The sequence below is a fragment of the Photobacterium chitinilyticum genome, assembly GCF_004104355.1.
In the GTDB taxonomy this organism is placed as follows: domain Bacteria; phylum Pseudomonadota; class Gammaproteobacteria; order Enterobacterales; family Vibrionaceae; genus Photobacterium; species Photobacterium chitinilyticum.
On the sequence record NZ_RJLM01000001.1, the window covers coordinates 1,276,813 to 1,289,449 of the forward strand.

Sequence of the window (12,637 nt, forward strand, 5' to 3'; positions counted from 1 at the left end):
TTAACCAATTTTACGATCTATTCGATCAAACTCGGACACTATCCACCCGCCAAAAGAATCTATCATAAACAGAGTCGCTTTTTTGGGTACCTGCTGCCGGCTCACCAAAACAAATAAGCGCTCAACTTCCTGCTCTTTCTCAGGGTAGTATTTCAGAAAAACCTCAGCACATTGTTCGATGGAAAGTGCCAGCATCTGCTCCCGGTGCATGACCAAAGAAAAACAGCTCCACAGCATTTTTTTGCCGATATACTCACAATAGTCCAAATAATTCTGAACAACTTTGGTAGCCATGACTTTCTTACGGTAGTTGCTCAATTCGTCCTTGATATCGCCGTTCAATGACTTTGCAATATCCCAACTTGGCTCAAAACCACCAAAACGCGTCGATAGATCGTCACCATATAAGCAGATACAACAATGTTTGAGCCAAAAACCCCAGGTAAAAATAGCTCCCACCGACAGAACTTCACCAATAACACCGACTTTCAGCTCAACATCCGAAACAGCCGAGTACCGGGAAGTAATCCGCCACCGAATAGTACTCAGAACCGATTGCTCTGACGTAGTAAGCGGTCGCTGCACAATGACTGTCAGGTTGAGATCAGACATACCAGCTTTGGCTTCTCGACGGGCAACACTACCAAATACATAAACACTATGAAGAGAATCGACCAAACCGGCTTTTAGCTGCTTTATCACATCCAGTAAGACTGGCATATAGTCTTGTTGAAAAGGCGTTTCGCCATCAAGCACAGGAAGAGCTCTCGCCACACATTTTTCCTTTTTACGATTTGTTATCTACATTCTATCAAATCATTGCTTTACAGATCGAACATTCTAACTAAAGCTGAATTACCGAGTAACTGTCCGACACGGATCTACCTTGAAACAATTCAAGAAAGTCAGGCACAGAATGACAATTATCCGGCATTCCAGCTTAAAACATGCCAATAAAATGACTAAAGTTGAATTATATTAATAATTTTTTAATTCTTATATTAAAAGTAAAAGAACTAATATATCCTCTCAGCCTTTCTTTTAATCTTATCTTAGCTTTTTATCAAAATGAAAAAAAATCATATCATTAAGCTACTATTACTCTCTGTCACTCTCGGTATTCTTATTGATATCACTTGGGTGAGATATCAAGCTAAAAAACGTTCGGTTGAAACCGTTTCTTACTTGACCGAAAGTATGGATAAGATCCTTACACAAGTTGATAACCAATTAACATCGCTTAGTAATATATATTATCCATGCAGTAATGAGAGCAGAAAAAAGCTCGAGGAAATGGTTTTCAACTCAAGTATTTTAAAAGAAGTTACGTATATTGAAAACGGCCAGTTTCAATGTGGTGACAGAAATACCGTGCCACTAATACCTTTAAATTCTCAGCATTTAGAATTTATAACTGACAATGATAATTATGTTATTTATCGGTCGAGGAGCCAGAGAAGGAACATCGATGGTGTTTTTTTCATGATACCTGTAAATAACGGTTGGTTTCGGGTATTATTCGATATCAACTTCATCGATTTTTGGGTTAATCAACTAACTGAGAAACAGTATTTATACGGCTGCATGTTAGATAACCAAAATGATCTTTCATATCGTTGTGAGCAAAACCAAACTAGCCGTATTCTATTCTCAAGATCATTACACTCGAAAAATTATCCGTTTTCAGTCGTGTCTGGTTATACCAATGAAATGCTCATCAATATTTACCTTCACCAGTTACCTTATGCGACACTAATTATTCTTAGTCTTTCTGGGCTGCTCACTTTACTTGGTCATGCTTTTTTCAATTGGCGTACCTCGCTACATATTGATATTCAACGCGGAATTGACAGAAGAGAATTCGTTGGATTTTATCAACCAATCGTCAACTCTCAAAGTGGTGAATGGCTAGGTGCAGAGCTCTTGGTTCGATGGCTTCAGCCTAACAATAAAATCATTTCACCAGCTGAGTTTATACCCACTGCTGAGCAATCAGGACAAATAAACAAAATTACGCTTCAATTGCTCGAGCGGGCAGCCAGTGAAAAAGAAAAAATAAATTCTATTTCGCCGGACTGCTATCTATCAATTAACGTCACAGCATCGATGATCGCTAACGAAAGTTATGTCGACTCATTGATAGAGATGATAAACACCCACCATTCATTGCAAACAAATGTAACGCTAGAGTTTACCGAACGAGAGACCTTCGCCAATATCGAAATCAGTGCATTACAAACAGGTATGCAAAAGCTACGCGAAGTCGGCGTTCGTTGGGCTCTGGATGATTTTGGGACTGGTTATGCGGGGTTATCGACGCTGCAGGCATTGAGTTTCGACATTCTGAAAATTGACCGCACTTTTGTTGCCTCTTCCGTTACAGATGCTGTTACCCACTCTATCATTGGCAACATTGCCCAGATGGGGCACAAACTTCAATGTTCACTTGTCGCTGAAGGTGTTGAAACCATCGAGCAAGCCAAACGTGTAGCACAGTTGGGCATTCAATCCAGCCAAGGATTTTATTTCGACAGACCTATGCCATTCGAAGACTTCTTTACCAAGCTCGAAAGTATGCTATACCACAACCAAAGCTCGGCACCGCAAGTGCATATTGAATACAACAACTAGTTGCTACATCTCTTTATTGGACGCAATTACCAATTTATCTTATCGGCGGGTATAATGCAGTTTCACACAATACCAGAGATTTATGTAGTTCATGGAAACTTCAAACCTGATTTCTTACGACGACGTTATTGATGCGGCTTACGACATTTTTCTTGAAATGGCAGCTGACAGCCTAGAGCCTGCAGACGTTATTCTGTTCACGGCACAATTTGAAGACCGCGGCGCTGCAGAGTTAGTCGAAACCAAAGACGACTGGGCTGAGCATGTCGGTTTTGATGTCGATAAAGAGGTTTTTGCAGAAGTACGAATCGGCTTAGTAAACGAAGAAAACGATGAGCTAGACGATGTATTTGCCCGCATGCTTGTTAGCCGCGATCCGGAGAACAAATTCTGCCATATTCTTTGGAAGCGAGATTAAACCCCACACAAAGAACAATGAGTAAAAGAACAATAAACGAAGGCGGAGCAAATGCTCCGCCTTTTGTTTAGCTACAAATGCATGTTATGCCAATACTGGCGTATCTTGTTGGTAGCTACGTCGCACCCACAGCAGACTGAGCACTACAAGTACCGCCATTACCGTCATCACAGCACCCAGGCTGTACTGATCTTCGGCACGCATCAGTGATGCCGCTAAAGTAGCCAGCCCCGCACCTAGGTTCTGAAGCCCCCCAAGAACGGCCCCTGCCGTACCGGCATGATGTGGAAAAGGTTGAATCGCTGCCGTTGTTGCCGCCGGAAATAAGATCCCAGCGCCAATAAAGTAAATAAATGCACCGCCAATTAATGAGCTTACCGTAACTAACCCAGCCATACCCGGGATCAAAATGGCCAATGCTCCTGCAATAATTGCCAGCATCCCCAGATACATAACCCGAACATTGCCAAGCTGTTTAACCAACATTGATGACAGCCATGATCCCGCCAGATACCCAGGCAAAGGCAGTACGAACAACCAGCTCACTGTTTTAGAGTCCAGATTTAACACACTACCAAGCAATACCCCTGCAGCAGCCTCAAATACCGCAATCCCGGCAAAGGTAGCAATCAGGCAAAGAACATAACCTTGGAAACGACGATTACCCAATACATAGCGATAGCTCACCCAAACACGCTCAGAGCGACGATTCTCAACTGGCAGTGTTTCTGTAAACATAAACATCATTGCCAGCGTCACCACTGCACCGAAAATCAGCAAAAAGGTATAACTGGCTTGCCAATCGAATGCCGCAGACAAATATCCGCCCAGCACAGGGGCAATTAACGGTGAGAAAATCACCCCCATACTCACGAGGCTATTGGCTCGGTGTAAATCTGCTCCATCATAGCAGTCACGTGTAACGGTACGGCACATTGCACCGCCACAACCTGTCCCTAGCCCCTGCACAAAGCTGGCGAGCAAGAACAATTCAAACGATGGAGACACCAAGGCTCCCAGCGTACCAATCAAAAAGATGACCATACCGATAATGATTACCGGTCGGCGACCAATCCGGTCCGATAGCGGCCCATAGAAAAACTGAGAAAGGCCATAGGGTATTAAATACGCAGCCATTACCGCTTGCAGATAAGAAGACTTAACAGCAAAGAACTCTGACATAGCCGGGATCGATGGCACGTACATTGTTTGGGTCATCTGACCAGACGCAGCCAGAATGATTATTAAAAATAACAGTTTCGCCATGCTAGCAGAAGAAAATTGCTGAACCACAACCCGTCCCTCATCACAGAATAAAATAAAGAATACTTGTCGTGAATTAGAGAAATACCGACCAAGAGCAGAATAAAACACCAGGCTTAACCTCAAGGTAAAACTAAACACTAGGTTTAATCAGATATTAGGTTCAAGCTCTGTTTGATGAACGGTGATAGTAATAGGGAAACTACTATCAGGCAAGGAATTAGCGTGCTACTTAGCACGAAACATTATTATGATTTGGATTAGAAAAACTAATTGATTTACATTTGATATTATTCGAGATATTTATATCAACGATGGCTATAGCGTCCATTGACGCTTACGCTGGGGTTGACAGCCGGGACTCGATAGCTTCAATACAAAGCCGTACCAATAGAGGCATAGAGCTATTAAAAGCATGCGTTGCATAAACAGAGGTTGGCGCAAGGTAGGACCCCGGAATCGCCTCTTCCAGACAGCCGACATGCTGGCGCTGACTAAAAATAAACTCAGGGACAATGCCCAGCCCCGCACCAGCCTCGATGAGTGCCAGCGTCGTCGGTAAGGAGTCAGCAAAACGAGTTGGATGCATCATTAATGTTACCGGCTCAGACTGGGATTGATGGTGAAGGTGATGTACTACGTACTTACCCTGCCAGACATTTGCCACGTAGTTACAAACAGCCATCTTCTCAGACAAGTCATCTGAAAAATCTAATCCATCGCCATACTGACTTATATACTGCGGGGATCCGCACAATATATCTCTAAACTGACCGATACGTCGTTGACGATAGCTGCTCGAGGCTGACTCACCAACCCTGACGGCAAGATCAATGCCGTGTTCGATAATATCAATCCGCCCATCATCAGCGACTAGATGAGGAATGATCGCAGGATACACAGACACTAACTCACCGATTGCCGGCGCAACAATATTCCCCATCAATGCATGCGGCGCAGTGATCGTTATCGAACCTGTCGGAGTCAACTGGCTTTCCCTTGCTCCTTCCCATGCTTCCTGTGCTAGCTGGTTCATCTGCTGACACTTCTCGTAAAATGCAGCCCCGGCAGCTGTCAGGGTTTGTCTGCGAGTCGTCCTTTTCAGCAGCGTGATACCCAATTCCTGCTCAAGCACTTTCAGATGCTGACTGATCACCGATTTCGACAAGCTCAGATCTTCGGCGGCCGCACTTATCGATCCGCACTCAACAACTTTGGCAAACACAGACATATGACGAAGATAGTTCATAACATTGTTCAGTTTTATTAAACAGTATTTACATATTACTCTGTTTTTCACTGCCAATATCTTTTTTATGCTTAACTCATCAACAATAACTGAAAAAAAGCAGGTAAAGACAATGGAAACTCGAGTACCAGAGACCTTCAAAACAGGCATTGAGCTATGGAAAAAATCATTCAATCAACAAGATGCTGCTGGTTGTGCTGCCCAATACACGGCCAATGCCGTTATGCATGCCCGTCCATTCGGCACATTTACCGGCACTGAAGAAATACGCGCTTTCTGGCAACAAATCATCGATTCGGGTTATGCCAGTGTCGAATATCAAAATACAAGCTGGGAGCAAAAGGACAGTAATTGTTTCATCCTTCGCTCTGAGTGGACGATGAACAAAGCCTTCGGAGCCGTTCATGAAGAACACTGGATCATCCAGCCTGATGGCACTGCAAAGCTGGAATATGATGACTTTGAAGTTCTGGGGGAGCGCTGATAGCCCCCTAACCATTCAACGCTACAAAGACTGAAATCCTCAATTTTCCTTGAGGATTTTTTGAACGTGTCTATTGACCATAATATCCCTAACTGAAAATTATGATTTAAATCAATGGATAATATGGGTCTTCATTCATAATATCTCCGACTTCATCAAATCGATGTGTATCACTCAGTGGTGCGTTATACGCTCAATACCTCACTGATACAGCAGCTCAAAATAAATGGAGATATTATGTGGTGTAAATCTGGTTTTATTCGATTACTAATCTGTAGTGCGTGTTTTCTTCCTTCTCTCACTCAGGCAACAGATCTAAACAAATTCGACGGTCTGTCGGGCACCATTAACATCTCCGGTGGTACGGCACATATTCCAGTAATGAAACAGGCTGCAAAGTCTATCATGAAGACAAATGGCGACATTAGGATCACCATTGCAGGAGGCGGTTCAGGCGTCGGTGCCCAGCAAGTTGCCAAAGGGCTGGTAGATATTGGAAATACAGGACGGCCACTCAAGCCAAGCGAAGCAAAACATGGGCTCGTTTCGCTTCCTTTCGCCATTGATGGTGTAGCAGCAATCATCAACCCAGCAAACCCTATTGAAGCGTTAACCAGCCAGCAAGTCATAGATATTTACTCGGGAAAGATCACCAATTGGAACCAACTCGGTGGCGATAACCGAACTATCAACATCTTTACTCGCGATGAAGCCAGTGGTACCCGCGCCGTTTTCGCCAAAAAGCTACTGAATAACGTAGCACTAGCCGGTTATGCCAATGTCGTACCATCCAATGGAGCGATGAAAACTGCCATTGCCCGTGATCCTGCTGCAATTGGATATAGCAGCGTCGGTTATATCGACCAGACTGTCAAAGCCCCAATGCTTGATAATGTCCATCCCAGCAATGAGGCCTGTGCATCCGGACAGTACCCAGTTGTACGTAAACTGTATATGAATACCAAAGGCGATCCACAAGGGCTAACTCGTGTATTTGTTGATTATATATTCAGCCCGCAAGGTGCTGAGTACATTCGTTCATCTGGCTATATTCCTGTCAGCAATCAATAAACGATGGCTCCGACAATAACAGCAGAACGAATACTGTTGATGTTAGTTACAACAGTATTCATTCTGATGACCATACTCTTTGGCTTCTTGCTCTGGTTTGCCCTACCTGTTTTTTTCAGTGTGGGGGATTCAGTCTTCTCGCTGAGCTGGCAACCCGAACAGGGCCAATATGGCATCCTGCCAATGGTATTCGGCTCAACAATGGTTGCACTGCTGGCCCTTATACTCGCTTTTCCCATCGCCATTGGCATCACAAGCTTCTGCTTGCTCGAACGCTATAAAAGCGTGTCCTTATGGATCCGCCGAATAGTGAGAATGATGGCAGGGATCCCAACAGTTGTTTATGGTCTTGCTGCCGTATTTTTGTTAGTTCCCCTTCTACGAGAGACCTTTCGATATGGTTCTGGGTATTGCCTACTCGCGACCGCTGTGATGGTTACACTATTAATCTTGCCCGTAATGGTTTTGGTACTAGATTCCCATTGCCGTCCGTTAGCTAACCAACTACATTTAACCGCCATTTCGATGGGATTCACCGATGTACAAACTGTACTGTATCTCATTCTACCCAACGCGACGAAAGCGATGGCCACTGCCGCATTGCTTGGTTTTAGCCGAGCCATTGGCGATACGCTTCTTCCGCTGATGTTAGCAGGCAATGCACCACAGCTAACTGGCAACGTACTTGACTCAATACGAACACTAACCGCCCATATTGGATTAGTCATAGCGACTGAAAATGGCAGCTCTACCTATAATTCACTGTTTGCGGCAGGACTTTTTTTACTCGCGATCAGCATGACGGTCACGCTTCTGATCAGGAAAATAGCACTTTCTCAGAGTAAAACACTCGCCAAGGACATGTCATGAAAGCAAGACTGTTCCACCTATGGTGCCTATGTTGCACTATCGGATTACTCATTTGTCTGACTGCGTTACTTGGTTTTATTCTTAGCCGAGGTGCACCGGCCTTTAGCCTCTCGCTTTTTTTTGGTGATGCCGATACGATAAAGGCAATATTCGGTCTTGAGCCTATATGGGATGGGATCTGGCCAGCCTGTATCGGAACAATAACAGTTGTTACCTTCGCTTTATCCATTGCCTTAATTCCAGGTCTGGCAACAGGTATATGGCTCGCCACAAGTTCAGACTCACGATTTAGTCGACTGGTCGCTTTTGGTATTGATATCCTCGCTGGTATCCCTTCTATTTTAATGGGACTGTTCGGTTTTACCCTAATCTTGTTTCTACGAAACTGGTTACTCCCCTCCGCTAACACATGTTTAGTGCTGTCTGCTTTGAGCCTTGCATTATTGATCATCCCATACTTAGCCGTCGCAACCCGAACCACTTTAAATGCCCTTCCCCCGTCACTTGAGATAACTGCTCTTTCTCTTGGTATGACACGCTGGCAGGCTTTACGGATGGTGCTGTTACCACAAGCCGCTAAAGGAATATCTGGCGGTATTATGCTGGCTGCAGGCAGAGCTGCAGAAGATACCGCCGTAATAATGCTAACAGGCGTTGTTGCAAATGCTGGTTTGCCCGGCGGGGTATTTGAACGTTACGAAGCACTGCCTTTTACGATTTTCTATTACAGTGCCCAATACCAGAGTGATGCAGAGCTCCAAATGGCCTTCGGAGCAGCTCTCACTTTGTTATGCCTCACTGCCACAATCTTTTCCGTATCAAACTTTTTGCTACGTACCTCTTCACGGCAACACTAATACAAGAGCAACCATGATATTAAGGCGACTATAGGATGAAAGTAACTACTATATGAAAAAAACAATACTTCCTTCACTGGCTGGAGAAATCTCCGATCTCAATATTGTTTTTGACAAGCAGCCCATAATTTCCGATATCAGTGTTAACCTGTATAAAAATCAAATTCATATGCTGACAGGAGCTTCAGGCTCTGGCAAAACGACCCTCTTGCGAGCGCTTAACCGACTCAATGATTGCTTCGATAACTGTTATACCCAGGGAGATATTACCTTGTCTCTTAGCGGGAAATCACTTTCTGTAAACAACCTGAAAACACACCAACTTCCAGATCTTCGCCGTAAAGTCGGAATGGTCTTTCAACATCCTCAACTATTGCCCGGCACCATTTTAGAGAACCTACTGCTACCGCTTAGTGTGGTCTGTCACCTCAAAGGAGAAGCCGCACAAGAGAGAGCAACTACAGCACTCACTCAAGCAGCATTGTGGGGAGAAGTAAAAGATCGCCTAGATATGTCGGCCTGTTCACTTTCCGGCGGTCAGCAACAGCGCCTGTGCCTAGCGCGGACTCTTGCCCTTGAACCGGAAATATTGCTACTTGATGAACCGACTGCATCACTGGATCCCGAAACAACAACTCAAGTTGAGACACTTATCCGTCAACTGGCGACCCAATATACTATCGTGATGGTTTCACATTCTGCGCTGCAAACTGAGAATTTAGCAGATCAAGTTATTCATTTAGAACAAGGAAGGCTTGCTTGATGCGGGTAAAATAAAACGGCAGAGGTATAATCTCTTGATCACAGCAGTGATCAAGAGACAGAGGATTGGTCAAATCAATCAAAATTAAAACGGTGCTTACCGCGGCTTGCTTTTGTTCGTAGGTAACTCTCGTTACCGTCTTTAACATGAGCCTTGGTACCAACAACTTCAGAAATTATGATACCCAACGCTTCCAGCTCATTAATCTTTTTGGGATTGTTGGTGATCAGGCGAATATCGGAAATGCCTAACGATTTCAACATGAGAGCGGCTTCTGTGAAATCACGTAAATCATCACCAAAACCTAGGTGGTTATTGGCTTCATAAGTGTTCATTCCCTGACTTTGAAGTTCATATGCATCGATTTTATTGTACAAACCGATACCTCGCCCTTCCTGACGCAAGTACAGTAACACACCGCCCTGCTCACCCATTTTATTCAGTGTTTCGTCAAGCTGTTCACCACAGTCACAACGCGAAGAATGGAAAACATCACCAGTCAAGCATTCGGAATGCATCCGAACCAATGGAGGCTCAGATTGTTTATCAGCGTCCTGAAAAATCAGGGCAACATGCTCTTTGCCTGACTCAAGCCCGTTAAAAGAAAGCAGGTCGGCTTCAATATCACTGTTCAAGCCGACTTTGAAAGGCACTCGCGCCCGTACATTAACCATGTTGTTCCTAAGTACTTCTGTAACCTTACTATATACCCAACCCACATAATACTTTGATCTTAAAGTACTTGTATGGAATTTGAGCATTCCTTTTGTTGCTTAGATGATATCTAAAATTATTGCACTAAAACAGCACTACAGCACTTCTTGTTGCAATAGCAGCCAGGCTGTCACTATTAGTATGGCCGCTACTAACAATATAAATTGTTATATTATAACAATTATGAGCGCATCTCATTATGCCTCTAGTTGCAACAATTGAAAAAGCACTTATTTCAGGCCATAGCGACGTTCAAGTTCAGAGTGCAGAAAAGTACATGCCGAAAGAAGCGTAAAACATATAACGGCTCCCATAATGATCGCCATTCGTTGCCAGTCATCCCCCATCATCATTCTGCTCATCAACATCTGATAGGTAATCTGCACCCAGGTTATTGTCGCAACCAACAGGCCAAACTGTATGCTACGCGCGATATATGAACGCTTCACAACGAGCAATAACGGGAGTACAAGCAGTAGCCCAAACCACAACAGATTCCCGCTCCGTAAAAAGTGCGCAGCCAGTAACCAAAAGCTAAGTACAACAGGGAGTAGTAGACCCAAAAGTCTAAAGGTTCCTGTTTTTTCGTTCATTTTTATACCCCTGACATTAAAGTTGCAATATATATACAACTTTAATGTCGAAAAAGCTAATTACGGTAAATAACGACCATCACTCACTCGCGCTGCTCAAGTTCATCAGCAAGAGAAATCAACCTACCCAGAATATGCTCACCATCTGCACGCAGGCCATTATGCTCATACTCATTGGTCATCCAGGCACTTGTCTTCGCAGTCTGCGCTAACGTCTCGCGGCTAAAGTCAAATTCAACATACATATCCTCGACATATACGGCAGCCGCGACAGGAACAACGTTGTTAGCCAACTGTTCAAGATCATATAGCGAAGGCCAGTCAGATTTATCAGCCAGTTGCTCGGCTGCAGCTTTCAACGGTTTCAGGGTTTCCAGCTGATCGAACATCCATGGATATACCATCTCGCCGGTAAAACAAAAATCTTTACCCAGCTCATGCTGACACTGCGGATATTCTGAACGTATACGATGGGCCGACCATTGCGAAGCTGAATTTTGGCAATAGATCGCTTCATGCAAAATGGCATAGATTGGATTGGTCAGATAAGACTGCTCCGCAAGCATCTCATTGAGGAAACGATAGCTTAGTTGAAGCGTACCATTGACCTCGACAAAAGCCCCCTCAAGCATGTAATACATTGCCACATTTGCACCGCTTCGACCGAGATTAATCCCGATAAGCTGGAATTGTTCAACTGTAAAGATTTGGCCGTTTGGTAACCTGACCTCATTGGCAAGTAAATGATCGGCAATCTGATTGCACATCAGCTGTGCTTGAGGGAATTCGCTAAAAAATGCCTTGTTTTTATCCAGTACCCGCTTGTAAGTCGCCCGATACACGTCATCAGCATGACGTGTTAATGACGGGATCCCGCCCGTGATATAGGCTCTTGTCAAGCTTGCAGGAAAATATGACAAATAATGAAACGTACAAAAACCACCAAAGCTCTGCCCCAGCAATGCCCACTTTTCAACACCGAGTTGCTCTCGAATAGCTTCAGCATCACGTACTATGTTGTCTGCCCTGAACTGGGCAAGATAGGCCACCTGTTCGGGAGTCGTTTTTCCTGTCAGTGTTTGTGCGCTGATAACCTGGCTGTTACCAGTTCCACGCTGATCAAGTAATAGAACTCGATACTGCTGCAGTGCCCGCTTTAACCAGCCACTGTTAGCATCGGGACGGGGGGATGGAAAACCGGGGCCTCCTTGCAGATAAACAAGCCACGGCAGCTCAGCATTTTGGTTTTCTTTTAATACGATTTCCCGGGCAAAAACCGTTACCTTTTCTCCGTCTTGATTGGCATAGTCAAGGGGCAAGGCAAACTGGTGCTGCCGACATAACATGTTTTCAACGAAATAAGCTAACTGCACTTTACTCTCCCTTTATCAATGATTGACTTAATTTCTTATTGCTATGTGCCAGATGGTATAGCAAGAACCCAAAACTAACCATTGGTAACATACTGTAAATAATACACTTCATCACCAAATACGAAAGCGCCCGGCAAAAGCCGGGCGTTCATCATAATCATCTGATATTAGGGTGTGCCCCTGCGCACTCTTTGCTGGAACAGTCACAATTAACTTTGATGACAGAGAATTAGATTGTGACAACTATTTAAAGCCTGGCTATTACATAAATGGTACAAAATGTCGTGAAATACTTTGTCAGGACAAAATCACCGATATGAGCCAAAACAGCCTACAGCATCGTGAATTAGG

Annotated in this window: 13 protein-coding genes; 7 read left to right on the top strand and 6 right to left on the bottom strand. The window is 44.2% G+C overall.

Features of this window, described 5'->3' with window-relative positions; genetic code table 11:
• Nucleotides 1-774, bottom strand: coding sequence for a nucleotidyltransferase domain-containing protein (locus tag EDI28_RS05475; protein ID WP_128782788.1), 774 nt, complete (start codon nucleotides 772-774; stop codon nucleotides 1-3).
• Between the two features lie 294 nt (nucleotides 775-1,068).
• On the opposite strand from EDI28_RS05475, the gene EDI28_RS05480 reads away from it, so the two are divergent.
• A complete protein-coding gene (locus EDI28_RS05480) occupies nucleotides 1,069-2,631 on the top strand; it encodes an EAL domain-containing protein (protein WP_128782789.1) in 1,563 nt (520 codons plus the stop codon).
• A 91-nt stretch (nucleotides 2,632-2,722) separates the two neighbouring features.
• Nucleotides 2,723-3,049 carry an HI1450 family dsDNA-mimic protein gene (locus EDI28_RS05485; RefSeq protein ID WP_128782790.1) on the top strand — a complete coding sequence of 109 codons (327 nt, stop codon included), beginning with the start codon at nucleotides 2,723-2,725 and terminating at the stop codon, nucleotides 3,047-3,049.
• Between the two features lie 84 nt (nucleotides 3,050-3,133).
• On the opposite strand, the gene emrD is transcribed toward EDI28_RS05485, so the two are convergent.
• Entirely contained in the window at nucleotides 3,134-4,315 is a 1,182-nt protein-coding gene (gene emrD / locus EDI28_RS05490) for a multidrug efflux MFS transporter EmrD (protein WP_164918482.1), read from the bottom strand.
• Nucleotides 4,316-4,649: 334 nt separating this feature from the next.
• Nucleotides 4,650-5,561 (bottom strand): LysR family transcriptional regulator, encoded by a 912-nt coding sequence (locus EDI28_RS05495; RefSeq protein ID WP_233353277.1) that lies wholly within the window; start codon nucleotides 5,559-5,561, stop codon nucleotides 4,650-4,652.
• Between the two features lie 112 nt (nucleotides 5,562-5,673).
• On the opposite strand from EDI28_RS05495, the gene EDI28_RS05500 reads away from it, so the two are divergent.
• The 5 genes from EDI28_RS05500 (at nucleotide 5,674) to EDI28_RS05520 (ending at nucleotide 9,606) form a co-directional block, all read left to right on the top strand.
• Nucleotides 5,674-6,045 carry a nuclear transport factor 2 family protein gene (locus EDI28_RS05500; RefSeq protein WP_128782792.1) on the top strand — a complete coding sequence of 124 codons (372 nt, stop codon included), beginning with the start codon at nucleotides 5,674-5,676 and terminating at the stop codon, nucleotides 6,043-6,045.
• A gap of 237 nt (nucleotides 6,046-6,282) precedes the next feature.
• A complete protein-coding gene (locus EDI28_RS05505) occupies nucleotides 6,283-7,116 on the top strand; it encodes a phosphate ABC transporter substrate-binding protein (RefSeq protein WP_128782793.1) in 834 nt (277 codons plus the stop codon).
• A 39-nt stretch (nucleotides 7,117-7,155) separates the two neighbouring features.
• Nucleotides 7,156-7,986 carry a PstC family ABC transporter permease gene (locus EDI28_RS05510; protein ID WP_233353278.1) on the top strand — a complete coding sequence of 277 codons (831 nt, stop codon included), beginning with the start codon at nucleotides 7,156-7,158 and terminating at the stop codon, nucleotides 7,984-7,986.
• Nucleotides 7,983-8,843 (top strand): PstA family ABC transporter permease, encoded by an 861-nt coding sequence (locus EDI28_RS05515; RefSeq protein ID WP_128782795.1) that lies wholly within the window; start codon nucleotides 7,983-7,985, stop codon nucleotides 8,841-8,843. The genes EDI28_RS05510 and EDI28_RS05515 overlap by 4 nt, the downstream gene beginning before the upstream one ends.
• Nucleotides 8,844-8,895: 52 nt before the next feature.
• A complete protein-coding gene (locus tag EDI28_RS05520; RefSeq protein ID WP_128782796.1) occupies nucleotides 8,896-9,606 on the top strand; it encodes a phosphate ABC transporter ATP-binding protein in 711 nt (236 codons plus the stop codon).
• 74 nt (nucleotides 9,607-9,680) lie between these two features.
• Here EDI28_RS05520 and EDI28_RS05525 read toward each other — a convergent pair whose 3' ends face one another.
• The 3 genes from EDI28_RS05525 to EDI28_RS05535 all read right to left on the bottom strand — a co-directional run bounded on the left by EDI28_RS05525 (nucleotide 9,681) and on the right by EDI28_RS05535 (nucleotide 12,286).
• Nucleotides 9,681-10,280: a GTP cyclohydrolase II gene (locus EDI28_RS05525; protein WP_128782797.1), complete on the bottom strand. Its 600-nt coding sequence runs from the start codon at nucleotides 10,278-10,280 to the stop codon at nucleotides 9,681-9,683.
• Nucleotides 10,281-10,550: 270 nt separating this feature from the next.
• The gene (locus EDI28_RS05530) at nucleotides 10,551-10,913 is read right to left on the bottom strand and encodes a hypothetical protein (protein WP_128782798.1); all 363 of its coding nucleotides are present in this window, start codon (nucleotides 10,911-10,913) and stop codon (nucleotides 10,551-10,553) included.
• An 83-nt stretch (nucleotides 10,914-10,996) separates the two neighbouring features.
• Entirely contained in the window at nucleotides 10,997-12,286 is a 1,290-nt protein-coding gene (locus EDI28_RS05535) for an alpha/beta fold hydrolase (protein ID WP_128782799.1), read from the bottom strand.
• Nucleotides 12,287-12,637: the final 351 nt, after the last annotated feature.

Bases quoted from the DNA above. Each gene is read 5' to 3' on its own strand.
- EDI28_RS05525 (WP_128782797.1), bottom strand. From the start codon at position 10,280: ATGGTTAATGTACGGGCGCGAGTGCCTTTCAAAGTCGGCTTGAACAGT.
- emrD (WP_164918482.1), bottom strand. From the start codon at position 4,315: ATGGCGAAACTGTTATTTTTAATAATCATTCTGGCTGCGTCTGGTCAG.
- EDI28_RS05505 (WP_128782793.1), top strand. From the start codon at position 6,283: ATGTGGTGTAAATCTGGTTTTATTCGATTACTAATCTGTAGTGCGTGT.
- EDI28_RS05480 (WP_128782789.1), top strand. From the start codon at position 1,069: ATGAAAAAAAATCATATCATTAAGCTACTATTACTCTCTGTCACTCTC.
- EDI28_RS05510 (WP_233353278.1), top strand. From the start codon at position 7,156: ATGTTAGTTACAACAGTATTCATTCTGATGACCATACTCTTTGGCTTC.
- EDI28_RS05500 (WP_128782792.1), top strand. From the start codon at position 5,674: ATGGAAACTCGAGTACCAGAGACCTTCAAAACAGGCATTGAGCTATGG.
- EDI28_RS05515 (WP_128782795.1), top strand. From the start codon at position 7,983: ATGAAAGCAAGACTGTTCCACCTATGGTGCCTATGTTGCACTATCGGA.
- EDI28_RS05520 (WP_128782796.1), top strand. From the start codon at position 8,896: ATGAAAAAAACAATACTTCCTTCACTGGCTGGAGAAATCTCCGATCTC.
- EDI28_RS05495 (WP_233353277.1), bottom strand. From the start codon at position 5,561: ATGAACTATCTTCGTCATATGTCTGTGTTTGCCAAAGTTGTTGAGTGC.
- EDI28_RS05485 (WP_128782790.1), top strand. From the start codon at position 2,723: ATGGAAACTTCAAACCTGATTTCTTACGACGACGTTATTGATGCGGCT.
- EDI28_RS05530 (WP_128782798.1), bottom strand. From the start codon at position 10,913: ATGAACGAAAAAACAGGAACCTTTAGACTTTTGGGTCTACTACTCCCT.